We start from the raw sequence: 26,759 nt of genomic DNA on the forward strand, positions 1-26,759 counted from the left end.
GATGTAATGAAGACGCTCATCATCGGAGGCAGCGGCCTCATCAGCACCGCCATCACCCGCCAGTTGCTGGCGCGCGGCGACGAAGTGATCCTCTACAACCGGGGCCGCACCCCACTGCGGGTGGAAGGGGCTGTGCAGACCCTGATCGGCGACCGCACCGACTTCGCTGCGTTCGAGGCGCAGATGGCGGCCGCCGGACGCTTCGACTGCGTGATCGACATGGTCTGTTATCGACCCGCCGAAGCGGAGAGCGCAGTGCGCGCTTTCACCGGCCGCACGGAACAGTACATCTTCTGCAGCACGGTGGACGTCTACACCAAGCCGGCGGCGCGCTATCCGATTCAGGAGGACGCCGAGCGCAAGCCCGATCCGGCCTTCAGCTACGCCTTAAACAAAGCGGCGTGTGAAGAAATTCTGTTGGCTGCGCACCGCCGCGGCGAGCTGGCGATCACCATCATTCGACCTGCGCACACGTACGGCGAGGGGGGAGCGCTTCTACACTCGCTGGGCTGGAGCACGCGCTACATCGACCGCATCCGCAAAGGGAAGCCGATTCCGGTGCACGGCGATGGCAGTTCCCTGTGGTCTTCCTGTCATGTTGATGACGTGGCGGCCGCCTTCGCCAATGCAGCCGGACAGTCGCACGTTTTGGGCAAAGCGTATCACGTCGCGGGCGAAGAATGGCAGAGCTGGAATCAATACCATCAACGCGTCGCCGAGGCGCTTTCCGCACCGCCGCCCATCCTGGTGCACATCCCGACCGACTTGCTGGCTCGAGCGCTGCCCGAGGAGGCGGCCTGGTGCAAGCTGAACTTTCAGTTTAACAACATCTTTGACAATCGCGCGGCTCGAGAGGAGCTTGGTTTTCGCTACACCGTGCCCTGGGAGGAAGGGGTGCGGCGCACCGTAGCCTGGCTGGAAGAGCATGGACGCATCGAGCCAAGCGATGAACACGATGTCGAGGATCGGATCATCGCCGCCTGGCGTCAGGCGGAAGAGACCCTACTTCGGCAACTACAACGCTGAGCGACAACGCCGGAGATTCTCCTTTTGATACGCCCCGCCTCTAGCTTCCCTCGAATAGGGGCGGGGAGCAGCTCTGTGGAAAGGAAGGATTGCATGGAAGCGAACACCTTGTTGGAACAGGCAAAGGCGCTGATTCAAGCGGAAGGCAGAGCGGTGACCGAGGTGGCGGGGGGGCTGGGTCAGCCCTTTGTCGATGCAGTTCTCCTCGTAGCGCAATGCCCCGGCGTCATCATGACGACCGGCTCCGGCACCTCCGGCGCAATTGCGCGGCGGCTGGCGCACCTGCTCGCCACCTGCGGGATGCACGCCTTCTTCGCGCCCCCCGCCGACGCCTTGCATGGACCGTCGGCGGCGGTGGCGCCCGGCGATGTGCTGATCGCGCTCTCCAAAGCTGGCAAGAGCGCCGAGATCAACCACTTTGCGCGCGTCGCGCGCGAGCGGGGGGGCAAGGTCATCAGCCTGACCTGGAAGCCGGACTCGGAGCTGGGTGGCTTGAGCGACGTGGTGCTGACGCTGCCCGCCGCTGTCTACGCCGAAGGCGAGGGCGTGCTTCCCTTCGGCAGCACGTTGGCTGCCGGCGCGCTGTGCGACGCCCTCTGTCTGGCGGCCAAGAACCTGCGCGGCTTCGATCTCACGACGCTGGCGCAGACGCATCCCTCCGGCGCTACGGCGGAGCTTGTCAGAAAAGCATTAACTTAAAAGGTGATCGAGCAAAGGAAAAACACCGATGACCAAACCTCTGCCCAAAATTCAAGTTAATCAAAACCGCCGTTTCTTACAGACCGAAAGCGGCGCACCCTTTTTCTGGCTGGGCGACACCGCATGGGAGCTTTTCCACCGGCTCAGCCTCGAAGAAGCCGAACGCTATCTGGAAAACCGCCGTCGCAAGGGCATGAACGTGATCCAGGCGGTCGCTCTGGCCGAATTCGACGGCGTTCGCACGCCCAACGTCTACGGCGACCTCCCCTTGCTCGACGAAGACCCGACGCGGCCCAACGAGGCCTACTTTCGCTATGTCGACGCCGTGATCGACAAGGCGGCGGAAAAGGGCCTTTACGTCGGCCTGCTGCCGACGTGGGGGGACAAGGTGACGCCGATGTGGGGCGCCGGGCCGGCGATCTTCACGCCGGAGAACGCATACGCGTATGGCCGCTGGCTGGGCTCCCGTTATCGAGAACGCAGCAACATCCTCTGGATTCTAGGTGGAGACCGGCCGGCGCTGCACGAGGAGAAGGACTATCGCCCGATCTGGCGCGCAATGGCCGCCGGCATCGATGAAGGCGCAGGCGGTCGGCCGCTCAAGACCTACCACCCTTGGGGCGGGCACTCTAGCTCCGAAGAGCTGCATGAGGAGGCCTGGCTCGACATGAACATGATGCAGTCCGGCCATGGCGGCGGACGCAGCGCACCGGTCTGGGAGATGATCGAGCGCGACTCCGCATTGCAGCCCATCAAGCCGACCCTCGACGGCGAGCCGAACTACGAAGATCATCCGATCAACCCCTGGCCAACGTGGAGCCCGGCCAACGGCTATTATCGCGACCACGACGTGCGTCAGCAGACCTACCGTTCGGTCTTCGCCGGAGGCTGCGGCGTGACCTACGGGCATCACGCCATCTGGCAATTCTGTGGCGTCCGCTATCCACCGATCAACCACGTCGATCGCCCCTGGACCGAGGCGCTGGATCGTCCAGGAGCGATGCAGATCGGCTATTTGCGCCGGCTTGTGGAGTCGCGACCCTATTTCAGCCGCATTCCCGACCAGGGCATTCTGGTCGACAACCCGACCGAACGCGGCAGCCACATGCGCGCCACGCGCGATGCAGAGGGTCGCTACGCCCTGATCTACACGCCGCTGGTGCAGCCGATCACGGTGACGTTGGACTGGGTGGCCGACGCACAGGTGCGCGCCTGGTGGTATAATCCGCGCACCGGCGGCGCCTCCCTCATCGGCGACTTCGCGGCACGCGGAGCCGCAACTTTCCATCCCCCTTGCGACGGCCCTGATTGGGTGCTCGTGCTCGACGCGGTGCGTGCGGAATTTGGGCGCCCGGGAGAAGGATAGAACACGGATGAGGCGGATGAAACGGATTGACGCAGGTTTAAAAATGCCTGCGGAACTCCGCAATTTACACTTTCACATTCTCAAGAGCGGATTCTGGGCATGAAAGCAGCGATTCAAACAGGCGTTCGACAATTTGAAGTGCGTGAAGTTCCCGATCCACCCTTGCCTGAAGACGGCGTCCTGCTCAGAGTCACGGCGTGCGGCGTCTGCGGCTCCGACCTGCGGCGCTGGCGCGAGGGGCTGCCGCCCGGCGTAGAAGGGATCATCCCAGGCCACGAGATCGCCGGAGAAGTGATTGCGGTCGGTCCTAAAGTCGCGTCCATCGCCGTCGGCGACCGCCTGGCGGTGGGGCCGGACATTCATTGCGGGCGCTGCTGGTATTGCCAGCGCGGCCTGTTCAACCTGTGCGACCAGACGCGGTTTCTCGGCATCACTCCCGGCCACCCCGGCGGCTTTGCCGAGAAGCTGGCGATCAGCGGCGAAGTGCTGGCCAACGGCGTCGTCCATCCGATTCCGGACAATCTGTCCGACGAGATCGCCGCCCTGGCCGAGCCGTGCTCTTCGGTGCTGGCTTCGCACATCAAAACCAACACCAGCCTGAATGACGTCGTCGTGGTGATCGGCGCCGGACCGATCGGCGCTTTGCTGACCCTGACGGCGAAGGCGCGCGGCGCGCGGGCGTTTATCGTGGTGCGCAACGACCGTCGCCGCGCGCTGATCGCCCGCTTTGAGCCGGACGCCATCATCGACAGCAGCCGAGAGGACATGGTGGCGCGCGTGCGCGAGCTGACGCACGGCCTGGGCGCCGACATCGCCATCTGCGCCAACCCCGACGCCTCCACACAGGAAGCGGCGGTGCGCATGGTGCGCAAAGGGGGAAAGGTCGTGCTCTTCGGCGGCCTCCCCAAGGCCAACCCGATGACCACGCTGGACAGCAACCGCATCCACTACGGAGAAATCGAAGTGATCGGCGCCTTTTCTTATCATCCGACTGCTCACGCCATGGCGCTCGACCTCTTTGCGCGCAAAGTGATTCCGGTCGAAAAGTTGATCACCCACCGCTTTGCGCTCGATGAGATCGATGCGGCGTTCGCCGCCGCCAACAGCGGAGAAGGATTGAAAGTGCTGATCAAGCCATAAAACGATCCACGAAGGAGCAATCATCGTGACAGAAATTGCTCAGTTGAACCTGGCAATCGATAGAGCGGATTGAGCAAATAAGGCGGCAATGATAGGAGGTGCGGCTCTCAGCCGCACGTTCTCGGCGGGCCGCAAAGTCTTGGGGAATTCGAGGAAGCGCAGCTACGAGCTGCGTCTCCAGGTTGCCAGAAGCATTTGTGAAATTCATAAGCTTCCTGGAGGGTCGCATCCTATGAGAAAACTTCACGAACTGCCTCACCTCCTATTGTGAATTTCTTCTGCATCTTTGCGTTCTGCGTGAGCCACGGACTCGAAAGGAGGAGCGATGTCGCTGATCGGTTTGGACATCGGCACAACCGGCTGCAAGGCCATGATCTTCGCGCAAGATGGCCGCGTTCTGGCGCAGGCGCGACGCGAATACGCAGTCCAGACGCCGCAGCCTGGCTGGGCGGAGCAGGATGCCGAACAGGTCTGGGCGCTGGCGTGGCAATGTCTGCGCGAAACAGCGACGCAGGCGACCGACGACCCGCCTGTAGCGCTGGCGCTTTCCTGCCAAGGGGAGGCGGTGATTCCGGTCGACCGCCGCGGCCGCGCGCTGCGCCCCGCCATCCTGGGCATGGACACGCGCACGACGGCTGAAAATGCCTGGCTGTCGGAAACCCTCGGCGCAGATGCGCTTTTCCAACGCACAGGCATGCCCCTGCACACGATCAACACGCTGCCAAAACTGCTCTGGCTGCAGCGCCATGAGCCGGAACTCTGGCGAGAGGCGCATCAATTTTTACTATACGAAGACTTCTTCATGCGCCGGCTGGGCGGCGAGGCTGTCGTCAGCGTCTGTCTGGCCTCGCGCACGCAGCTGATGAATCTGGCCTCCGCCGACTGGGACGACGACATCCTGGCGCGCTGCAAGATCGAACGCGCCCGACTGGCGAAACCGGCGCCGCCTGCCGGCGGCGTGGTGGGAAAGCTGCGCGCCGAACTCAAGCAAGAGTTTGGTCTCGCCCAGGACCTCTGGCTCGTCAGCGGCGGTCACGACCAGGCGTGCGCAGCGCTGGGCAGCGGCGTGATCGTCCCCGGCCTGGCGATGGTCTCAACCGGCACCGCCGAAGTGGTCGAGGTGGCGATGGAGTCGCCGACGCCGGCGCCCGCGCTGCAGAAGGGCGGCGTCTCCATCTATCGTCACGTCGTCCCCGGCCTGTATCTGGCGATGACGCTCAACCACAGCGGCGGACTGGTGTTGCGCTGGTTCCGCGACCAATTCGGTCGCCAGGAGATGGAGCAGGCCGCCGCCACCGGCGTCGACGCCTATGACCTGCTGCTGGAGGGAGCGCCGACAGGGCCAACCCGTCTGCTGCTGCTGCCTCACTTCGCCGGCAGCGGCACGCCCACGCTGGACGTGCGCTCGAAGGGGGCGCTCCTGGGACTGACCTTCGCCACCACCAAAGCGGAAATCGTCAAGGCGGCGCTGGAAGGGTTGACCTATGAGCTGCGCCTCAACCTTGACCTGCTGCGCGCTGCAGGCGTGGCGATCCACGAGCTGCACGCGGTCGGCGGCGGCGCTCGCAGCGCTCTCTGGCTCCAAATCAAGGCCGACGTCTGTCGCATTCCCCTGCGCGTCCCCGCCGTCACCGACGCCGCCTGCCTGGGCGCTGCGTTGCTGGCCGGCGTCGGTGCAGGCGTCTATCCCGATTTCACTGCGGCTGTGGCGCAGACCGTGCGCTGGCGCGAGCGCATCCAGCCGTCCGCCGCATGGACGGAGGCCTACGAGGCTCAGTACGCCCGCTATCGCAGGCTCTATCCGCTGCTGGCGGAGCTGCTCGCCGAACTGTAAAATCTGCGGCGGGTCACGATATGGCCTCTCCGCCATGTCGTGGTACACTCTTTCTCCATGAACAATCGTTGGCTTGGAATTGCCCTGCTCGTCAGCGCATTGGCGCACGTTGTCCTGTTGACGCCGACGCCGATGCTGGCGCAGGCGCTGGCGGTATTGGTGATCGCCGGGTTTCTGCCCGGCGCGTTGTTGATCGAAGCACTGGTGGGGCGAAGCGTCTCGCGGCCGGACCTTTGGGAACGGCTCCTGTACAGCATTGCAGCAGCCTTCGGCGTCATGGTGATCGTCATGCTGCTGCTGAGCTATCTGCCCGGCGGGCCGACGCAGCTCCCCACGCTGCTGGCCTTCGATGCGCTGACGCTGGCGCTGCTCCTCTGGCTATGGTTACGCAAACCTCATCCCCCAGGCGCGCCGGCCTGGCCTGCCCTCGGCGGCGACCGACGCTGGCTATGGACTGGCCTGGCCGTGTTGCTGACGGTGGGCGCAGTCACGCGCTTCGTCGGGCTGGGATACGCTGATTTCCAAGGGGATGAGGCGCGGGCCGCCCTGCGCGCGGCGGCCGTGCTGCAGGGCTACGAAGATGTGTTGATGCTCCACAAAAAGGGGCCGACCGAAATTCTCCTGCCCACCGTCCTGTACACACTGACAGGTCATCTCACCGAACAGACGGCGCGCCTGCCGTTCGCCATCGCCAACCTGGCCGGCCTGCTGGCGGTCTTTCTGCTCGGCGCGCGGCTCTATCGACCGCTGGCCGGCTGGATCGCCGCCATGTTCCTGGCCTTCGACGGCTACTTCATCGGCTTCGCGCACATCGTCCAGTACCAGAGCATCGTCTTCCTCACCTCGGTGTTGACGGTGCTGATCCTTTATCGCATTTATGTAAAGCCTATGGCGACGGCCCGCTACCTCATACTGGCCGCGCTTCTGCTTTCGACCGCCATCCTTTCGCACTACGAAGGCGTGCTGGCCGCCCTGCCCGCAGCGGCGTTGCTTGCAGCGACCTTCCTGCGCCATCGGGCGCAGTGGCGTCAACTGTTGGGCGCCGCCGCGCTCGCCGCCGGCGTCGGAGCGGTGCTCCTGGGGATTTTCTATATTCCCTACATCTTTCATGACCGCTTCGCCGCCACGTACACCTATCTCACGGTGAGGCGCATCGGCGGCAGCCCGCCCTACAACAACCTCAACGACGTCTTTCTGCGCACCACGCTTTATAGCACCACGCTGCAGGTGTTGCTCTGGATTGCGTTGACGCTGCTGGCGGCGCTGCGCGTCGTGCGGCAAAATTTCAACCGTTCGTGGAGCCTTGCGCTCTCGGCGCTGATCACGCTCTTCTTTGGCGTCACCCTTTTCTGGCCGGAATGGCTCACGATCGGCGGCAAGGATTGGATCGTGCTTCCCTTTACGCTGGTCTTTGGCCTGATCGTGCTCTCGCCCCGGCAGCGGCTGGAGAACCGGACGATCTGGCTCTGGTTCAGCGTCGTGATGATCCTGGCGCTTTTCCTCACCGAGAAGCCGCGCACGCACGTCTACACTTTCTTCATGCCCTGGGCGCTGATTGCAGGCGACGAACTCTCGTTGCTCTGGGCAGCGCTGCAAGAACGCATCGGCGCGCCGAAAGCGACATGGATGGGTGCAGGCGTCGCCGCGGCGCTGTCCGTCTACTTCGGGCTCTACGCCTATCACTTCTTCCTCAGCCAGGAGGAAGTGCTGCTCAACTATTTCGAGAAGCGACCGCCGGGCTATTGGACCGTCTATGAGGAGCCGGACAACAAAGCGCGTTTCGGCTATCCCCTCAACAACGGCTGGAAGACCGTCGGCGAGCTCTATCGCCAGGGCGTGCTCAGCGGCCCCTATGAGACGAACGAAAAGGAGGCGTGGGTGCCGGCCTGGTACACGCGCGGGGAGGAGCGCTGCCGCCGCGACGCAATATGGTTCTTTGAAATTCGCAACCTCGAGCCCTGGACGAACGAAGACATGCTTGCCATGGAGCACTATCTGCGCCAGGGCTTCGAGAAGTGGGGACGGGTGCAGGTTAACGGTCGCGACAAGATGATCATCTACAAACGCACCGGCGCCCGCCATGAATTTCCGACGCAGCTGCCCAATGAAGGGCTGATCACCTATCGCAACGAGGAATTCGCAGACGCCTTCGATCGACATGCGCTGGCCGACCTGCCGCTCACCTATCCCTCGGTCGATCCGCCGATCGCTTTCCCGTTGTACGCCAACCTGGGCAACCTGATCGCCCTGGAGGGATACGACATTCGCTACGAAAAACCGCTGCGCCAGGGAGACAACATCTATCTGACGCTCTTCTGGCGCGCCCTGCAACCGATCGACAAGTCCTACAAGGTCTTCAACCAGGCCTACTTCGGCGACGGGCAGATCGTGGCGCAGCGCGACGGCTATCCGGTCTGCGAAGGCCGCGACACCTGGCGGTGGGACCCGGGCGAGCTGGTCGCCGACCCCTACATCATTCCCGTCAAGGAAGACGCGCCCGACGGCCTCTATCCGCTCTACACGGGCATGTATCTGGAGGAGACCTTCGAGCGGCTGCCGATCGTGGATGAAGAGGGCAACGAGATCGGCACGCAGGTGCATTTGACCGACATCCGCATCGGAGAAGAATGACGCTGCGCTATCGCCAGGCTGCCTGGCTGCTCTTTCTCTTCCTGCTGGCGTGGCTGCCGCGCACGCTGGCGCTCGATGCCTACGTCTCGCCCGACGAGCGCAAATGGCTGGCGCGTTCGGCCAACTTCGCCTACGCCCTCAGCCACGCCGATTTCGCCCAGACCTTCCAGCGCGAACATCCAGGCGTCACCGTGATGTGGGCGGGCGCGCTCGGCCTGCTCGGCGTTTTTCCCGAGTATCCACAGCAGGCGCCGGGCTACTTCACGTGGGAGCGCGAACACTTCGAGGCATGGCTTAAGGCAAACAGCGATCACACGCCGCTGGAGCTATTGGTGGCTGGCCGCCGCTGGATCGCCTTCGGCGTGGCGCTGCTCTTATGGCTGGGCATCTTTCCCATGCGGCGGTTGCTCGGAAGCGACGGCGCCTATCTGACCTTCATTTTTCTCGCCGTTGACCCTTTCGGCGTGGCGCTCTCGCGACAACTTCACCCGGACGGCTTCGTCGCCAGCTTTATCTTCCTCTCGCTGCTCTTCTTCATGGCCTGGCTCTACGGCGGCCGCCTGTGGCGAGACCTGCTGTTTTCCGGCGTCTTTATGGGGCTGGCGTGGCTGACCAAGACGCCCGCTGCGCTCCTGGCGCCGATCGGAGGCGTTTTGCTCGTCGTGCAATGCTGGCGCGTGTGGCGCGCTCGCCGTCAGATTCTAGACTCCGATCCTTACGCGGATCAGGACGAGCCCTCGTCTCATCCCGGCGGAGGGGTCTCCGCCGTCGCCATCATTCGCCGCCTCTGCCTCGGTTACGTGCTATGGGGCGTCGTCGCCGTCGCCACTTTCGCATTGTTGTGGCCGGCGATGTGGGTCAACCCCGTCGGTGCGCTGTTGCGCATGGCGACGGAGATGGAAGCCTACGTCGAAGGGCACGTCAACCCGAACTTCTTCCTGGGCGCGCCTACAGACGACCCAGGCCCATTCTTTTATCCGGTGGCGCTCCTCTTTCGCACCACGCCCGCCGTTCTGATCGGCGTCGCAGCGGCGCTTGTCTTTTATGTGCGCCGCGAGTGGATTTTCGCCGACGTCCGCACGCGTCGCACGGTGCGCGGCGCGCTCTTCTTTGCACTGGTCTTCATTGCAGCGATGAGCGTGCCCGCCAAGAAATTTGACCGCTACATCCTGCCCGCCTTTCTCGCTTTCGACCTGGCGGCGGCGGTGGGCTGGCTGGCGCTTGCCCAGACGCCGTGGCGCATCGAAGGGGGCGGCTGGCTGCGGCGTCTGCGCAGCGCGCCGCCCACGGCAACGCTGCTGGGGGCTGCGTTTGCACTGCACGGCCTTTTCACCGCCCTCACCTATCCCTACTACCTGACCTACTACAATCCGCTCGTCGGCGGCAGCCGCACTGCGCCGCAGGTGCTCTTCGTCGGCTGGGGGGAGGGGCTGGACGCGGCGGCGCGCTGGCTCAATACGCTGCCGGGCAGCGAAAATTTTCGCATCGCTGCGTGGTATGCAGATGGCCCTTTTTCCTATTTTTCCGACGGCGTGGCCGTGCCGATGGGTTACAGCTCTCCGCTTTCGTGGCTCGACACCGACTACGCCGTCACCTACATCAACCAGTGGCAGCGCCAACTGCCCTCGCAAGAAGCCGTAGCCTGGTTCGAGGCGCAGACGCCCGTCCACGAGGTGCAGGCGAACGGACTGACCTTGGCGCGCGTCTACGACCTGCGCAACACGCTGCTGCCTCCCTTCATTGCGCTCAACACCGCGCCGGCGACCGATTTCGGCGGCGCCATCCGGCTGATCGGCGTCGAGATGGAGACAGCGCACATGGCGCCCGGGGCGTCTCAGCTTGTCACTTTCTATTTGCAGGCGCTGGCGCCGATGGAGACCGACTACAACGTGCTTGTGCGCCTGCTCAACGCCGATGGCGAAGAACGCTGGCGCGCTGAAGGCTGGCCCTGGGGCGCGCCGACAAGCGACTGGCCGGTGCGTCAGGTGCGCCCGGACGGTCACACGCTTGCGCTGGCCGACGACGCAGCGCCAGGCCTCTATCAGCTTGTGCTTTCGTTCTATGACCCGGCCACCTTCGAGCCGCTGGCGGCAATCGATGCGCGCACAGGCGAACGCCTGCCCGGCGACGAGCGCAAAATCGCCCTGGTGCAGGTCGGGGAGGCGCCAAGCGCTCCTGCGCTCGAACCGCCTTTCACCTTCGGCGAGGTCGCCCGCCTGTCCGGCGCTTTCCTGGAGAGCGACTCTGCAGCAGGGCGAACAGCGCGCATTCATCTCCAATGGGACGCGCTCACCACGCCCCTTGAAGCCTACACAACTTTCGTGCACATCGTTGATGAAAGGGGCGAGCTCGTCGCCCAGCGCGACCGGCCGCCGTTGGACGGCTTCGCCCCGACCAACACTTGGCAGCCCGGACAGCGCATTGTAGATGTCATCGCCGTGGCGCTGCCGGAGCATCTGCCGCCTGGACGCTATCCGGTGCGCGTGGGGCTGTATGCGGGCGACAGACGCCTGCCGGTTGCTCAGGGCGAACAAAACGTCGGCGATTTCGCCGTCATCGGGGAGATCGCCGTCCCATGAAAGCCTCCCTACCCGTTCCGCACCAGGAGCGCATCGAAAACCCTGGGGAGCCAGAGGAGGAAAATCGCGGCGCCTTGAGAAAGCGCCTTTTGTTTTCGCTGGCGGCGGTCGGCGTCCTGCTCGTTTTGGGATTCTGGCTGCGCTGGCGGCATATCCAGAACGTCAGCCTGCACGTGGACGAGTTCACGACCTTGTGGGCGGCGAGGCGCACATTGGAGCTCGGCGCGCCGCTCATGCCCAGCGGCGTCCTCTACACGCGCGGGCTGCTCGCCACCTACGTCACCGCCCTTGCAGGCGCGCTCGCCGGCCTTGACTATACGACGGGGCGCCTGCCGGCGCTTTTCTTCAACCTTGCGACCATTGCGGCCATCTTCGCCATCGGTCGGCGGGAATGGAACGGACGCGTGGCCTGGCTGGCCGCGCTGGGGTTGACGCTGCTGCCGGAGGCGATCGTCTGGGGCGGCCGGGCGCGTTTCTACGCGCAGTTGCAGTTTTTTACGCTGCTGACCGTGTGGGCGGCGTTTTGGGCCGTGAAAGCCCCCGACGCAGAAAAAGGCTGGAGCAAAGAGCTTTTCAAACGCCACCTGATCTTTTCGCTCTTCTTCCTCCTGGCGCTCTTCTCGCAAGAACAGACCGTCCTGCTCTACCCGCCGTTGTTGCTGGGCATGGCGTTGTGGCGCGGCCTGCGATGGCTCTTGCGCCGCGAGGTCTGGCCGGCGCATGCGTTGATTCTGGCCGGCATGGTGGTGCGCTATCTCATCGAAATCTTCGGGCAACCGGGCTTTTTCGAGACGATCCAGGCGGAGCGCCCGTATGTGACTCCGCGCTTTGACGTTGCGACGGCCTGGCCCGCCTATGCGCCGCTGCTTACGGCGCCGGAGCGGCTGCCGTGGACGCTGGCGGCGCTGCTGGCGGTCGGCGTCGCGCTGGTCGCTCTGGCGCAGCAGCGGTGGCGCCTCGCCCATCTGAGGCCCTTTCATCAAGCAACGCTGTTCTTCGCCTGGCCTTTTCTCTTCGTGCTCATCTTCATCCTGACGCTGGTCGGCGGGCAGTGGCGCGAGGCGCGTTATCTCTTCCTGGTGCAGCCGCTCTGGCTGCTGACGGGCGCGGCGGGCGCCGTCTGGCCGATCGAGGCGCGGTTGGCGCGGGAGCCGTGGCGATGGGCGACAACGCTCGCCCTTTCCGGAGTCGTCGTATGGATGGGCTGGCAGCCTGCGCTGGCGGCCACCACGCGTCAGGTCGAAGGCTACGATCGCGTCTTCGAATATGTGGCCCGACACCGTCAGCCGGGCGACGTGGTGATGACGCCCCAGCCGCCGGCCTGCGCCTTCGTGCTGGGCGCGCCGTGCGATTTCTACGCAGTGCAGCGCGTCTACGAAGAATTTGTCATCAACAGGGATGGAATTCTCGTCGATCGCTGGTCCGGCGCGCGTTTGCTCAACCGGACTGACCAGCTCGAAGCGACGTTGCACAGCGCGCCGCGCGTCTGGCTGGTGACCGACGCTTTCCGCCTCGCCACGCGCTACGAGAGCGACTTCCAGCGCATGGTGATTGAACAATTCGACATCGCTTTCCAGGAGCGCGGGGTCATGGCGTTGCTGGCGCAGGGCTGGAGAGCACAGCCCGCCTATCCGCTCGAGCACGCCTTCGATCCGCCCCTGCGTTTTGGCCGCCTGGAATTGCTTGCATGGCGCAGCACCACGCCGGTCATCGGTGAGCCGCTGCACGTCGAACTCACCTGGCGAGCGGCGGCTCCGATTGACCGCCAGCTCAACACGTCGGTGCGTATCGTCTCCGCTGAAGGGGCGGTGCTCGCCCAGCAGGATGGCCCGCCTGCGCGCGGAATTCTCCCGACCACGCTCTTCTTTGAGGCGGCGCTGCCGGATTGGAAGTCGCTTTCTCCACCGCCGGAGCTCCGGCCCGGGCGCTATCGGCTGGAAGTGGTGGTGTATGCCCCGGACGCCGGCGCTGTTGAAGAAGGCCCGCTTCCGATCGGGGAGATTGAACTATCGGGGAGCTCGAACTGAGTGAATCTATATTTAATTTAAAAAACGGCGACGAATTTTTGACCTCTCAGCCGTTCTGTGCTATATTTGACAATGTAATCGCCGCGGGGTGGAGCAGCGGTAGCTCGTCGGGCTCATAACCCGAAGGTCGTAGGTTCGATTCCTACCCCCGCTACCTCAAGCCGCCAGCGCTCCGCTGGCGGCTTCTGAATCCGGCGATGTAGCTCAGTCGGTTAGAGCGAGGGCTTCATAATCCCTAGGTCACTGGTTCAAGTCCAGTCATCGCCACCAAAGGTGTGTGCATCATCCTCCTGAGCCCATCGTTGCCAAGCGAGGCAGCGATGGGTTTTTCTTATTCCAGCGACTTTCACCGGCTGCGCATCATCAGCGGCAGAAAGAGTTGGTGGCTCGTTGCAATGCGCACACTGCGGAAATCGCAGGTCACCCGCTCTCCACGCTCAACGCTCAGCGTCGCCTGTGCACCCTCGCCGCTGACCGAAGATTGCGAACCGCTTATGCATTGATAGGTGGTGCGATACTCGCCGCCGCTGCGTGGAGTTAACTCCAGCGTGTAGGCGCCGGTGAAGACGGTGAGCGGGCCGATGACAGTGGCGCCGGGCAGCGTCGCCGTGTAAGCTGTAGGACCCGTCACGCGCAGCTCCCATTCGCCGCCCGGAGCCGCCGGTTCAACAGTATGACGCACCTCCAGCGAGCCGGTGCGCCGCGTCAGGGTGAAGGTGCAACGCACACGACTTTGCGGGTTGACAGTAATCTGAAAAGAGTTTCCACTGCCATTGAGGCCGGGCTGGCCGTCGACGGTGCAGGCATAACTGGCGTCATAGTCGTCGAAAAAGACGCCATCGCCGGGGTGCAGCGTCACAGTGTACAGGCCTGCGGCGACCCCGCGCACGCCGGTGGCGCCGGCGCCTGCCCACGCGGCGGTCAACGGCGTGGCGCCGACGACTTCGACTCGCCAGGCCGGCGCGAGATGCGTCGGGTTGACCAGAGTGGCGATCTCGAGCTCGCCGCCGGGGATAAACGCACGCGTGACCGCCTCAACCAGGCCGGTGGAGGCGTTGAACCCACCGACGGCGAAAGCCCCGCGCGCGCGCAGCCAGAAAATTTGATTCAGCGGCGCGCCGGCGAAATTCGCTTGCCAGCGATTGTCAGACCAGGCGCCACGCGCGAGCGGCGTATAGGTTGCGCCTCCATCGATCGAGGCGGCGAATTCCACACGGTGAAACGCCGGGAAAGCAGCGCTGGGATTCCAGACGAATCGTCCAGCGTCGGGTTCGGCGGCCAGCCTCTGGGCGGAGGTTGAGGTCGCCGACAGTCGCGCCAGCCACACGCGGGGGACGGCGCCGTGCGCCTGGCTGCCGATCTGCGTAAAGCCGCCGCCTGTCAACACCTTGCCATCTTTCTGCAGCGCCAACGCCAAAACTGCGTTGTCGGCGACGTGCATCTCGAAGCTCGGATCAGGGGCGCCGTTGTGGGTGAGCCGCAAAACGCGACCGCGCTTCTGGTCATTTTCTTCATAGTTATTCGCCACCGTGATCCGACCATCGGAGTGCAGGAGGATTGCACTCACATAGCCGTTGCTTAGGCTGGCGTTAAAACCCTCGTCCAGGCTACCGTCTGCGTTAAGGCGAACCAGCAGCGAGGACGCAATGCCGCCAACCAGCAGGCGACCGTCCGGCTGAAGCGCCAGCGCCAGACAGCGCCCAAGTTCAGGCGCATAGGTGGGATCGAATTCGCCGGTGGGCCGTAAACGCACAAGGTTGCCGGCGATGACTTCAGCGTTCAACACGGCCGTGAACTCCCCGCAGGCGAGGATCCGCCCATCTTGCTGGATGGCCAGTGAGCTGATCAGCCCTTCATGCAGCGCCGGCTGAAAAGAGGCGTCCACAGCGCCGTCCGGGTGGAGGCGCAACAGGCGAGGACGGCGATTCGTCTGCTCTTTGAACTCCACGGCGACCACAATTTTGCCATCCGGCTGCAGCGCGACGGCGAGCGCCCTCAGAAGATCGCCGTCGTTCAAGGGGGCGAAACCGGCGTCCGGCGAGCCATCTGCAAGGAGCCGCGCGATGAAAGGGCGAGATTGGTTGTTCACTTGGGTGAAGCCGCCCGCCACGATGATCTTTCCATCCGGCTGCACAGCGATGGCGCGCACATCGCCGTTGAAGCGTGGAGCGAAGTTGGCATCGAGGCGGCCATCGGGCCAGAAACGCGCCAAGCGCAGGCGCTCTTCCCCGTCGAAGGAGGGGAACGTTCCCCCTGCCAGAACCTTGCCGTCCGCCTGAAGCGCCAGCGCCATCACCTCTGCGTTCACATTCTCGTCGCCCAGCGGGTCGAAGTCGGCGTCCAGGCTGCCATCCTCATAGAAACGGGCCGCTCTGTTACGCAACGCAGCGCCGGCGAGCGTAAAGGCGCCTCCGGCGACGAGTTTGTCGTCGGGCTGAATGAGCAGGGCGTAGACTGCGCCGTTGGGCGCCGGCGAAAACGTTGGGTCTAGGGCGCCGTTGAGTCCAACACGCACCAGTCGGGGATGCGATTGGCCGTTCACCTGCAGAAATGCGCCGCCGGCGATGATCCGACCGTCGGCCTGGATCGCCAATGCATGAATGGCGCCGTCGAAGGTCAGCGCAGGTGCAGCGGCGAGCGCACCGGTGGGGGCGAAGCGCGCCAACCGGCCGCGCGCGACGCTGTTGACCGACGTAAAATCACCGCCCACGACGATCGAGCCGTCAAAATCGAGCGTCAACGCATAGACCGGCCCGTTCAAAATGGGCGCCAGGCCGGGATCGAGCGCGCCGGCTGCGTCAAAGCGCGCGAGATGAGCGCGGGGCTGCCCGTTCACCTCGGTGAAAGCGCCGCCCACCACCACGCCGCCGTCTTCCTGCACCGCCAACGCATACACCGCTCCGTTGAGCGCAGGCGCAAAAGAAACGTCGAGCGTTCCGTCGCCGTGAAGGCGAGCGAGATACGTGCGCGGCTGACCGGCCACCGTCGTGAACTCGCCTGCAATCAGGAGCTTACCGTCGGCCAACAGCGCAATAGAACGGACGGCGCCATTCACGTTTGGATTGAACGCAGGGTCGAGGAGGCCGTCGGCGCTGACGCGGGCGAGGCGGTTGCGTCCCGCTCCGTTCACCTGCGTAAACGCGCCGCCGAGGACGATAGCCCCATTGTCCTGGATCGCCAGCGCGTAGACCGTCTGATTGGCGCTCACTTCAAAGTCCATATCCAGCGCGCCGCTCACGTCCAGGCGCGCCAGACGGCTGCGCAGCGTTGCGCCTACTTTGGTGAAGGCGCCGCCCACGACCAGTCCGCCATCACCCTGCAGGGCGAAGGCGCGCACCTCATTGTCAAAACTGGGGGCAAAGCCATCCGCCGGCGATTGCGCATGGACAACTGCAGGCGCGGCCAGCGCCCATCCCAGCAGGAATAAGCTAACCGCTGCAATCCACATGCGACGCTTCAATACGAAATAAAGCTTCGCGCTGGCGGCTTGCGTTCGCCCGTCGATCGTCTTTGACATGCTCTTGCTCTCCCGCTCCAGATTCCATTCCCAACGGCGCAGAGTGGGCTCATTGACGCCGAACCCTCTCTCATTGTAGAGAGCGCCGATCGACGTTGTCGTGGCGCATAAAGACGAAAAAACGATGACATTTTGCGGAATCCCTGCCAGGGTGTAATATGCGGGCAATTCAACTGTCATCCCAAAGGACGCAACCATGACGCCCACGTTTCTCTGTCTCGCCAGCTACTTCAAGGGCGGCGCCTTCATCGAGGAGTGCAAACGGCTCGGCTGCCGCACCATTTTGATTACATCGCAAGACCTGGAGCATGAAGCCTGGCCGCGGGAAGCGATCGACGAGTTTTTCGTCATGCCCTTTGTCAACCTCTTCAAGCAGCCGGACATCACCTACGCCGTCAGTTATCTGGCGCGCACGCGCAAAATCGACCGCCTGATTGCGCTCGACGATTTCGACGTCGAGACGGCGGCCGACCTGCGCGAGCATCTGCGCATTCCCGGCATGGGCTGCACGACGTCGCGCTATTTCCGCGATAAGCTGGCCATGCGCGTGCAAGCGCGCGACGAGGGCATCCCGGTTCCAGAGTTCGTGCACGTGCTCAACTATGAGGATCTGCGCAACTTTATGGCGACCGTTCCCGGGCCGTGGGTGCTCAAACCTCGCTCCGAGGCCAGTTCGATGGGCATCCGCAAGGTCAACCGCGCCGAGGAGCTGTGGCCGCTCCTCAATGAATTGGGCGATCGGCAGTCCTTCTACGTGCTGGAGAAATTTGTGCCTGGGAACGTGTACCACGTCGATTCCATCGTGTGGGACAAGAAGGTTCTCTTCACGGTGTGCAGCCGCTATGGCCTGCCGCCGATGGCCGTCTATCAAGGAGGCGGCGTCTTCATCACCGGCAACCTCCCTTATCGCTCAGCGGAGGAGCAGGCGTTGCAGGCGCTCAACCGCGAAGTGATCGCAGCCATGGGGATGGTGCGCGGAGTGACGCACGCCGAGTTCATCCGCTCCGAAGCGGACGGCAAGTTCTATTTCCTGGAAATTGCGGCGCGCGTCGGCGGCGCCAACATCGACCGGATGGTGGAGCACGCCACCGGCGTCAACCTGTGGCGAGAATGGGCGCGGCTCGAAGTGGCCCATCTGCGCAGAGAAGCGTATGCGCCGCCGCCTGCGAAGGAGGAATACGCCGGCCTGGTCGTTTCGCTGGCGCGCGAGCCCTGGCCGGACACCTCCGCCTACAACGATCCGGAACTGGTCTGGCGATTGCACAAGGAGCATCACGTGGGCTTCATCGTGGCTTCGCCGGACTACGCGCGGGTGCAGCAGCTCATCGCGTCCTACGCCGACCGCGTCGCCCGCGACTTCATGGCGGTGGCGCCGCCCAAAGCCGGAGAGCGGCCTGTGTAGGATGATCGAGATCGGCGCACTTGCCGTCGCGCAGGTTTCCAATTCTCTAAATCTCACCCATCTCACCGAGCGAGAAGATGATGCAACCAACGATTCTCTGTCTTGCCAGCTACTTCAAAGGTGGATTGTTCATCGAAGAGTGCAAGCAGCAGGGGTGTCGCACGATTCTGGTGACAACCCAGAAGCTTGAACATGAAGAGTGGCCGCGCCATGCCATCGACGAGTTTTTTATGCTGCCCTTCCCCAACCTGGCCAGGCAGCCCGACATCACCTATTCCATCGCCTATCTGATGCGCGAGCGCGCCATCGACCGCATTGCGCCGCTCGACGATTATGACGTCGAGACGGCCGCCGACCTGCGCGAGCATTTTCGCATGCCGGGCATGGGCGCATCGCAGGCGCGTTTCTTCCGCGACAAGCTGGCGATGCGCGTGCGCGCCCACCAGACGGGGACGCCTGTGCCGCCGTTCACTGCTGTCTTTCACTATCCGACGGTGAGCGAATACCTGGCGCGCGTGCCCGGCCCATGGCTGCTCAAACCTCGCTCCGAAGCCAGCGCCATGGGCATTAAGATGATCCACCATCCCGACGAGCTATGGCAGGCGCTTGCGACGCTGGGAGACCGCCAGAGCTACTTCCTGTTGGAGAAATTCCTGCCCGGCGACGTCTTTCACGTCGATTCGGTGGTGTGGGAGGGAGAGGTGCGTTTTGCAGCGGTGCATCGCTACGGCCTGCCGCCGATGATGGTCTATCACGGCGGCGGCGTCTTTGCGTCGAGCACGGTGTTGCGCGGCAGTCCGCTGGAAGAGGCGCTGCTGGCCATCAATCGCCAGGCGATTGCAGCGATGGGCATGACGCAAGGAGTCACCCACGCCGAGTTTATCCGCAGCGAAACGGACGGCGCGCTGTATTTTCTTGAGATTGCGGCGCGCGTGGGCGGCGCCGGCACCGATCGCCTGGTCGAACACGCCACCGGTTTGAATCCCTGGAGAGAGTGGGCGCGCATCGTCATCGCCGATATCCGGGGCGAGAACTATGCGCCGCCGCAGACGCGCCAGGACTACGCCGGCCTGATCGTGTCGCTGGCGCGGCAGGAATGGCCGGACACCGCCGCCTACAACGACCCGGAGGTGGTCTGGCGGCTGCACAAGAAGCATCACGTCGGTTTTGTCGTCGCATCCCCGGACTATCCACGGGTGCAGACGCTGGTCGGAGAGTACGCCCGCCGCATTGCTCACGACTTCAGCGCAACGGCGCCGCCGCTGGAACGCCCGCCCGAAGAGTGATCGCTCCCCTCATCCAAGACTCTCCGACGCAGTCTTTGGCCCCAGGACGCCATCCACTCTTTGCTGCTTTTAAAAAACAGATACAATCAAAGTCTTGACAAAGTCCAAAATTATGCGTTATGATGTGCTCATGAGCAAGGACTTAAGCGATCGCCTACGTCGACATGGGCTTCACGTCACTGCGCAACGCCTGGCTGTGCTGCGGGCCGTGTCAGAACATCCGCACATCACCGCTGAGGCCGTGTTCGATCTGGCCCAGGCCGAGCTAGGCGCGATCTCCCGGCAGGCAATCTACGACGCCCTCAACACGCTGGCGGACAAAAACCTGATCCGACGCATTCAACCCATGGGCTCCCCAACCCGCTATGAAGCGCGCGTGGGGGACAACCATCATCACCTCATCTGCCGCATCTGCGGTCGCGTGGAAGACGTCGACTGTGCGATTGGCGTGGCGCCTTGCCTTACGCCTTCCGATGCGATGGGCTATGAGATCGACGAGGCCGAAGTCATCTACTGGGGGCGTTGCCCCGCATGCCAGTCTCGGAGCGAAGCGAACAATCTAACCTGACCAAGCCTTGCATCCATGCCACCTTGTATCCGTGCCATACAGTTCGTTAAAAAAGCAGGAGGAAACACGATGAGCAACGAAAATCCCATGAGCAACGGCCACACGAACGGCGCCAACGGCAAATGCCCGGTGACCGGCCACAGCGAACGCCGCACAATTCGCGATTGGTGGCCCAATCAATTGAACCTGAAGATTCTTCACCAGAACCCGCCCGCCGGCAATCCCCTCGGCGAGGACTTCGACTACGCCGAGGCCTTTTCAACCCTCGACTTGAAGGCTGTGAAGAAAGACATCGAGCAGGTGTTGACCTCATCCCAGGCGTGGTGGCCGGCCGACTATGGTCACTATGGGCCGCTGATCATCCGCATGGCCTGGCACAGCGCCGGCACCTATCGCGTGAGCGATGGACGCGGCGGCGCCTCTGATGGAACCCAACGCTTCGCTCCGCTCAACAGTTGGCCCGACAATGTCAATCTGGACAAGGCGCGCAGACTGCTCTGGCCGGTCAAGAAAAAATACGGCCGCAAACTTTCCTGGGCGGACCTGATGATTCTTGCCGGCAACGTCGCCCTGGAATCGATGGGCTTCGAGACCTTCGGCTTCGCCGGCGGGCGCGAGGATGTCTGGGAGCCTGATGAATCCGTCGACTGGGGCCCGGAGGGTGAATGGCTCGGCGACGAGCGCCACGATGAGGCGGGGATTTTACGAGAAGACCTCGCAGCCGACCACATGGGCTTAATTTATGTAAATCCGGAAGGGCCGGGCGGAAAGCCGGACCCCAAGGAAGCCGCTCGCTATATTCGTCAGTCCTTCGCCCGGATGGCCATGAACGATGAAGAGACGGTTGCGCTGATCGCCGGTGGGTACACCTTCGGCAAGACCCATGGAGCCGCTCCGTCCAGCTACCTCGGCCCCGACCCCGAGGCGGCGCCCATCGAGGCTCAAGGGCTCGGTTGGGAAAATCGCTTTGGAACCGGCAAAGGGATCCACACCATCACTAGCGGCCTAGAAGGCGCCTGGACGGCCACGCCGACGCAGTGGGACAACAGCTTCTTCGACAACCTGTTCAACTATGAGTGGGAGTTGGAGAAAAGCCCGGGCGGCGCATGGCAGTGGCGGGCCAAGAACCCGGAAGCCCAAAACACCGTGCCCGACGCCCACGACCCAACCAAACGGCACGCGCCGGTGATGCTTACGACCGACCTGGCCTTGAAGGAAGACCCGATTTACCGGGAGATTTCCAAACGCTTCCATGAAAACCCGGAAGAGTTCAAAAAAGCCTTCGCCAAAGCCTGGTACAAGCTCACCCATCGCGACATGGGGCCGCGCGCCCGACATCTTGGGCCGGAGGTGCCGCAAGAGGAGCTGCTCTGGCAGGACCCCATCCCCGCCGTCAATCATAAGTTGATCGGGCCGGCGGAGATCGCCGAATTGAAGCAGAAGATTCTGGCGTCCGGCCTGACCGTTTCTCAACTGGTGCGCACCGCCTGGGCGTCGGCCTCCACCTATCGCAACAGCGACAAGCGCGGCGGCGCCAACGGCGCACGCATCCGTCTGGCGCCTCAGAAGGACTGGCCTGTCAACAATCCTGCGGAGTTGGCCTACGTGCTCGGCGTGCTGGAGCAGATCCAACAGGATTTCAATCGCTCACGCACGGACGGCGTGCAGGTTTCCCTGGCGGACCTGATCGTGCTGGGCGGCTGCGCAGCCGTGGAAAAGGCGGCGCGCGACGCCGGCTACGACGTCACCGTCCCCTTTGAACCGGGCCGCACCGACGCTTCCCAAGAACAGACCGACGTGGAGTCGTTCCAGTGGCTTGAGCCTAAGGCCGATGGCTTCCGCAACTATCTCAGCGAGAAAGCGCGTCGCCCGGCCGAGGAGCTTCTGGTGGACAAGGCCCAGCTCCTGACGCTCACTGCGCCTGAGATGACGGTGCTGGTGGGTGGAATGCGCGCCCTGGGCGCCAACTATGACGGCTCCAACCTGGGCGTCCTAACCGATCGCCCCGGCTTGCTGACCAACGACTTTTTCGTCAACTTGCTCGATATGGGCACAGAATGGAAGGCGCTTTCCGGAGATGGTCAGGTTTTTGAGGGCCGCGATCGCGCAACAGGCGAGCACAAATGGATCGCCAGCCGCTTTGACCTCATCTTTGGCGCCAACTCCCAGCTTCGAGCCATCGCCGAGGTCTACGCCGGCGACGACGCCCAGGAGAAATTCGTCCGCGACTTCGTGGCGGCCTGGCACAAAGTGATGAGCCTGGATCGCTTCGACCTGGCCCGACAGCGCCTGGAGGCCAAACTCAAGGCGCGCGATTTGGCAACGCAAGCCGCCTGAGCAGCGCGACAGTCAAAAGGTTCAGCCATCGCCAGGGCAGGCGATGGCTGAACCGATGCCGATGCTCTTAAGCTGATCTTATAGACAGGCCCGCCCTGTCCCCCTACACCTATTCCTCACTCCACCCGCTTCACCACATCGCACAACAGCGCCTTGTAGACCGGAAAGCCGGAGATCGGGTCGCGGTGCTCGAAGTCGGTCAGCGCGTTGACGTTGGCCTCTCGCCATGCCTGCGGACCGAGCGGGCCGCCGCCGCCCATGTTGGCCTCCACCGCGCCGCGCACGATGTTGGTGGAGACGCAGGCGTAAAAGGGGACGCGCCCGCGTGGGGTGACGACCCACACCGGGTCGCCGTCGGCGATACCGCGCGCGGCGGCGTCTTCTTCATGCAGATGAACGAGCGGCGCCGGCAGTTTGTTGAGCAGGCCGGGAATGTTGTGATGCTGCGAGCGGAAGTCGAAGTTGGTGCGTGCGCCGGAGTTGAAGACAAGAGGATATGTTTTCGCCAGCGTCGGCGCCGCAAGCGGCCCTTCAGCCGGCTCGGTGTAGACGGGCAACGGCTCGTAGCCGTAGCTGCGCAGCCATTCCGACGCAATCTCAAACTTGCCGGTCGGCGTCTCAAAGCCGGGCTTGCCGTCCTCGCGTAGTTCGCCGCTGGCGTATTTACGATAGCGCATGGGCGGCTGCGGATAGGCGACGCCCTCCGGGTGCGCCAGCAGGTCCGCCAGTTCCACGCCTGTGTCCTTGAGCGCAAATTCCACCATCGCTCGCTCCGTCTGCGGCCAGAGATGGCCGTAGCCCAGTCGCTGCGCCAGCTCGGCGAAGATAAGATAGTCGTTGCGCGCTTCGCCGAGCGGCTCGATCACCTTCTGGCGGAGCTGAACGTAGTTGCCGTGGATTTGATACGACTCGATCTCAAACATCGTCGTCGCCGGCAACACGATGTCGGCGTAGAGCGCATCGGCGGTGAGGAAGCGGTTGACGACCACGAGCAGATCGAGCGCGGCCAGGGCGCGACGCCAGAGATCGGGGTTGGGCCAGGCGGTGATCAGCGACGCGCCGCTGACGATCAACCCGCGCAGCGGATAAGGCTTGCCTTCCAGGATGGCGCGCGGGAAGAGGGCGGCGTGCGCCTCTTTGCGCACTTCATAGTAGATCGGATACTCTTCGGCGCCGATCGGAGGACGTGCGTTGGCGGGAGGCGGCGTCAGGTTGCGGTTGAGGCGCAGGCGGTTGCGCGGCTTGAAAAGCTTGCCTCCCGGCGCATCGAGGTGGCCGGCCAGCGCCTGCAAGGTGTAGAGCGCGCGGATGGCCTGGACGCCGCTGTCCGAATATTCGAGTCCGGTGTAGGTGAGGATCGAGCAGCCCTGCGCGCACGCCATCGCATGCGCCAGCTCGCGCACCTTCTCGGCGGGAACCCAGGTGATCGCCTCCACCCGTTCGGGCGTGAACTGCTGGACGTAGGCGCGTAGCTCGTCGAGGCCGTGCGTCCAGTTGTGCGCAAAGTCGTGGTCGTAGAGATCTTCGGCGAACAGCACGTGGATCATGCCGAGCGCCAGCGCGCCGTCCGTCCCCGGGCGCACGCCCACCCACTCGCAGCGCAGCGCCTGCGCAGTTTCGCTGCGCCGATGGTCAATCACGACAATGCGCGTCCCCTGCTGCTGAAGCTGGCGCAACTTGGGCAGCAACGCCGGCGACGAATCGGTGGCGGGATTCTCGCCCCACACCAGGATCAGGTCGGCGTGGTCGATGTCCTCTTGCATGTCCATCATGTAGGCGCCAAAACAGGCGCGAGGCGCGATCATGCCATAGGAGACGTAGCAGAGCGCGCCGACGCCGCTGGTGTTCGGAGAGCCGAAGGGAAACAGCACGGCGTTGGCGGAAGATTCGGCGGTGCCCGCAGGCGCAAACATTTCGTTGAGGCCATACTCGAAATTGCCGCGGCCGGTGTACATGCCGACCGCCTCCGGCCCATACTCGTCAGCGATGCGGCGCAAGCCCGCCACGATGACGTCATAGGCCTCGTCCCAGGTGATGCGCTCGAACTTGCCCTCCCCGCGCGCGCCGACGCGACGCTGCGGATAGAGCAGGCGATCGGGCGAGTAGACGATCTCCGCCGCCTTCATGCCGCGCGTGCACAGCACGCTGTAGGGATGGTTCTTGATCGGCGTCAGGCGCGCAATGCGACCGTTCTCCAGATGCACCTCGGCCCCGCACCCAGACGAACAGACGCCGCAGATGCTGACGATCGTTTCACGAAGAGGTTTCGTTTCACGAAGAGGTTCGATTTCGGTGTGCGCAGTGGGTTTAGCTGTTGTCAGCGGAATCGTTTCAAGCATATTCGGTCTCCTCCTTGGTCAAAACTCCTATCGCCCCCTCTGCTTAGCCTCGGCTCTGTTCGGCCAACCTTTCGAGCAGGTCGCCGAGAGCCAGCGTCGCCGCCATTTCGCGCATATATTGCCAGTCCAGCCGCTCGCCCTGCACGGCCACCACGCCAAGCAAATCCTGCCACTGGCGTTCAGATTGTTCGCCACCGAGGTGATACATCTGCAGAAGGGTGACGTCGACGAACGCCTGTGCGCAGAAGGCGCCGCATGCGCCTGTTGAGATCGGTCACTAAGCGCAGACGCTGCACCGGCGTCTTTCGGCGCAGCAGCTCGAGCAATCTGCGCTCTGCATCGGACGTTGTATCCCGAAAGAGTTGCGCCAACGCTCGGTCCTTGCTATTGCTTCAAAATATACTCAATCTCTGCATCCACGCTGGCCGGCAGCGATGGGACTTGATGGCTCTCCAGAATTTCCAGCGTCGCCTCGCGGATGCGCTGACGCATGGTCTTGCCGCCCTTTTCCAGCCATGGCTCCAAACGCTGGCGGTCGAAGAGTTTCGGCGTCCACAGCTCGCGCCAGTGGCGCATGGTGTGGTCGTGGCTGAGAAATTGGCCGCCCGGCCCCACCTCGTGGATGACGTCGAGCGCCAGCGCCTCCTCGTCGAACTGCACGCCCTGCACAAAAGCGCGGTTCATGCCGATCAGCTCGTTGGCCAGCACCATGTATTCGGGAGAATTCGCCAGCCCGGCCTCCAGGTAGCCGACGTCGTGGTTGAGGTTGGTTTTGGCGAGCAGGGCGGTCTGGATCGAAAACTGCGCATCGATGGCGGCCTGTTCATCGAGCACGGCGCTGTCGCTGTGCGCAGAGTAGCCCCACACCGGCAGCTTGTAGAAGCGCCCCATCTCGGCGGCCATGATGCGCGCCAGCTGAAACTCCGGCGCGCCATAGACGCTGATCATCTCCTTCATGTCGAGATGGTGGACGCCGTGGCCGTAGAGGAAGGGCGCGCCGGGGTTGGTCAACTGGTGCATGACCAGGCCGCTGAGCATTTCGGCGTTGCCCAACGCCACTGCGCCCGCGATCGTGATCGGCGCCGTGCCGCCGATCATCGGCGCCGGTGAGTGAGTGACCGGAATGCGATGCCGCGCACAGAAGAGCAGCTTATCCACAGCCTCCAGCGCGTGCGAAAGCGGCGTCGTCGGCTCGGTGTACATCAAAAAGGTGGGACGTTCGGAGAGTGCATCCATGCCGCCGGCCACGGCTGCGGCCATCGCTGCGATCGCCTCGATGTCGGCCAGGTCGTTGCAGACGACGACGCTGGGTTTGGTCGTATAGCGAATCATGGCCGAGAACTGGTGGCGGAAGTAGCGCTCGGTCGGCACATCGCGCGGGATGCCGATCGACATGGCGAAGGCGAGCTCCGGCAGCGCATCGACCACGCGCAGACAGTCGGCGAGGTCGGCCATCGTAAAGTCGCGACGCTGGCCGGTGCGGGGGTCCAGATAGCGCAGCGTGTCGGACCCGGGGCCAAAATAGACGTGCTCGCCGTCGAGAATGCAGGCGACCTCCTCGCCCCCGCGGCGATAGAGGTTGAAGCTGCGCGGAGCCGAAGCGATGGCGGCGTCCACCATCTCACGCGGAATCCGCACAAGGTCGCCCTTCACCCAAGCGCCTGCCTGACGCAACAGATCGAGCGCAGGCGAATGGTAGACGCGAAAGCCGGTGCGCTCCAGAATCTGGCACGAGGCCTCGTGCAGACGTTGACACTGCTCCTCGCTCAGCAGTGTAAGCTTCGGGCGGACATACAATGCTTGCGTCGCAGGAACAACGGATGAAACTCGTTCTCGTCGTCGAGGGCGTAGAGCGCTTTGCGTCATAATCCACCTTGATTCGGTGACTCAGTTACACAGTTCGGTGAAACCTTCTCGTAAAATACGACCTTTCAGGAGAGCTGCGCTTCCTCGCATTCCCCCAGACCTTGGGGTCTGCCGCACCTACGGTGTTCCCTTCCCCCCTCTC

Annotated in this window: 16 protein-coding genes and 2 tRNA genes; 14 read left to right on the plus strand and 4 right to left on the minus strand. The window is 63.7% G+C overall.

Annotated features, from left to right (window positions below; genetic code table 11):
• Positions 1 to 6 precede the first annotated feature (6 nt).
• The 10 genes from Q0367_RS12210 (at position 7) to Q0367_RS12255 (ending at position 13,572) form a co-directional block, all read left to right on the plus strand.
• The gene (locus Q0367_RS12210; protein ID WP_297639117.1) at positions 7 to 1,026 is read left to right on the plus strand and encodes an NAD-dependent epimerase/dehydratase family protein; all 1,020 of its coding nucleotides are present in this window, start codon (positions 7 to 9) and stop codon (positions 1,024 to 1,026) included.
• A gap of 93 nt (positions 1,027 to 1,119) precedes the next feature.
• On the plus strand, positions 1,120 to 1,725 hold the full coding sequence (locus tag Q0367_RS12215) for an SIS domain-containing protein (RefSeq protein ID WP_297639114.1): 606 nt from the start codon (positions 1,120 to 1,122) through the stop codon (positions 1,723 to 1,725).
• Positions 1,726 to 1,753: 28 nt separating this feature from the next.
• A complete protein-coding gene (locus Q0367_RS12220; RefSeq protein ID WP_297639111.1) occupies positions 1,754 to 3,091 on the plus strand; it encodes a glycoside hydrolase family 140 protein in 1,338 nt (445 codons plus the stop codon).
• Positions 3,092 to 3,190: 99 nt separating this feature from the next.
• Positions 3,191 to 4,231, plus strand: a complete 1,041-nt coding sequence (locus Q0367_RS12225) for an alcohol dehydrogenase catalytic domain-containing protein (protein ID WP_297639100.1) — start codon at positions 3,191 to 3,193, stop codon at positions 4,229 to 4,231.
• A gap of 325 nt (positions 4,232 to 4,556) precedes the next feature.
• Positions 4,557 to 6,065 carry an L-fuculokinase gene (locus tag Q0367_RS12230; RefSeq protein WP_298982538.1) on the plus strand — a complete coding sequence of 503 codons (1,509 nt, stop codon included), beginning with the start codon at positions 4,557 to 4,559 and terminating at the stop codon, positions 6,063 to 6,065.
• 57 nt (positions 6,066 to 6,122) lie between these two features.
• Positions 6,123 to 8,696, plus strand: a complete 2,574-nt coding sequence (locus Q0367_RS12235) for a glycosyltransferase family 39 protein (protein WP_297639093.1) — start codon at positions 6,123 to 6,125, stop codon at positions 8,694 to 8,696.
• Entirely contained in the window at positions 8,693 to 11,275 is a 2,583-nt protein-coding gene (locus Q0367_RS12240) for a glycosyltransferase family 39 protein (protein ID WP_297639090.1), read from the plus strand. Before Q0367_RS12235 ends, Q0367_RS12240 begins: the two co-directional genes overlap by 4 nt.
• A complete protein-coding gene (locus tag Q0367_RS12245; RefSeq protein ID WP_297639065.1) occupies positions 11,272 to 13,302 on the plus strand; it encodes a glycosyltransferase family 39 protein in 2,031 nt (676 codons plus the stop codon). The genes Q0367_RS12240 and Q0367_RS12245 overlap by 4 nt, the downstream gene beginning before the upstream one ends.
• An 82-nt stretch (positions 13,303 to 13,384) precedes the next feature.
• Positions 13,385 to 13,456 (plus strand) — tRNA-Met (locus Q0367_RS12250).
• A 39-nt stretch (positions 13,457 to 13,495) separates the two neighbouring features.
• Positions 13,496 to 13,572 (plus strand) — tRNA-Met (locus Q0367_RS12255).
• Between the two features lie 76 nt (positions 13,573 to 13,648).
• Here Q0367_RS12255 and Q0367_RS12260 read toward each other — a convergent pair.
• Positions 13,649 to 16,819 carry a hypothetical protein gene (locus Q0367_RS12260; RefSeq protein ID WP_298982551.1) on the minus strand — a complete coding sequence of 1,057 codons (3,171 nt, stop codon included), beginning with the start codon at positions 16,817 to 16,819 and terminating at the stop codon, positions 13,649 to 13,651.
• A 196-nt stretch (positions 16,820 to 17,015) separates the two neighbouring features.
• Here Q0367_RS12260 and Q0367_RS12265 point away from each other — a divergent pair, with 196 nt between their 5' ends.
• The 4 genes from Q0367_RS12265 (at position 17,016) to katG (ending at position 22,412) form a co-directional block, all read left to right on the plus strand.
• Complete coding sequence (locus Q0367_RS12265) at positions 17,016 to 18,221, plus strand: acetyl-CoA carboxylase biotin carboxylase subunit family protein (RefSeq protein ID WP_297639058.1); 1,206 nt, start codon at positions 17,016 to 17,018, stop codon at positions 18,219 to 18,221.
• Between the two features lie 77 nt (positions 18,222 to 18,298).
• Positions 18,299 to 19,507 (plus strand): acetyl-CoA carboxylase biotin carboxylase subunit family protein, encoded by a 1,209-nt coding sequence (locus Q0367_RS12270; protein ID WP_297639055.1) that lies wholly within the window; start codon positions 18,299 to 18,301, stop codon positions 19,505 to 19,507.
• 130 nt (positions 19,508 to 19,637) lie between these two features.
• Positions 19,638 to 20,075 (plus strand): Fur family transcriptional regulator, encoded by a 438-nt coding sequence (locus Q0367_RS12275; RefSeq protein WP_297639050.1) that lies wholly within the window; start codon positions 19,638 to 19,640, stop codon positions 20,073 to 20,075.
• A 69-nt stretch (positions 20,076 to 20,144) separates the two neighbouring features.
• Entirely contained in the window at positions 20,145 to 22,412 is a 2,268-nt protein-coding gene (katG, locus tag Q0367_RS12280; RefSeq protein ID WP_298982554.1) for a catalase/peroxidase HPI, read from the plus strand.
• A gap of 116 nt (positions 22,413 to 22,528) precedes the next feature.
• On the opposite strand, the gene Q0367_RS12285 is transcribed toward katG, so the two are convergent.
• The 3 genes from Q0367_RS12285 to Q0367_RS12295 form a co-directional block, all read right to left on the minus strand.
• Positions 22,529 to 24,751 (minus strand): molybdopterin-dependent oxidoreductase, encoded by a 2,223-nt coding sequence (locus Q0367_RS12285; RefSeq protein ID WP_297639043.1) that lies wholly within the window; start codon positions 24,749 to 24,751, stop codon positions 22,529 to 22,531.
• 43 nt (positions 24,752 to 24,794) lie between these two features.
• Positions 24,795 to 24,959, minus strand: a complete 165-nt coding sequence (locus tag Q0367_RS12290) for a hypothetical protein (protein ID WP_297639040.1) — start codon at positions 24,957 to 24,959, stop codon at positions 24,795 to 24,797.
• Positions 24,960 to 25,135: 176 nt separating this feature from the next.
• Positions 25,136 to 26,617 (minus strand): trimethylamine methyltransferase family protein, encoded by a 1,482-nt coding sequence (locus Q0367_RS12295; RefSeq protein ID WP_297639037.1) that lies wholly within the window; start codon positions 26,615 to 26,617, stop codon positions 25,136 to 25,138.
• Between the last annotated feature and the right edge of the window lie 142 nt (positions 26,618 to 26,759).

It is taken from the genome of uncultured Caldilinea sp. (assembly GCF_937128415.1).
Classification (GTDB): Bacteria; Chloroflexota; Anaerolineae; order Caldilineales; family Caldilineaceae; genus Caldilinea.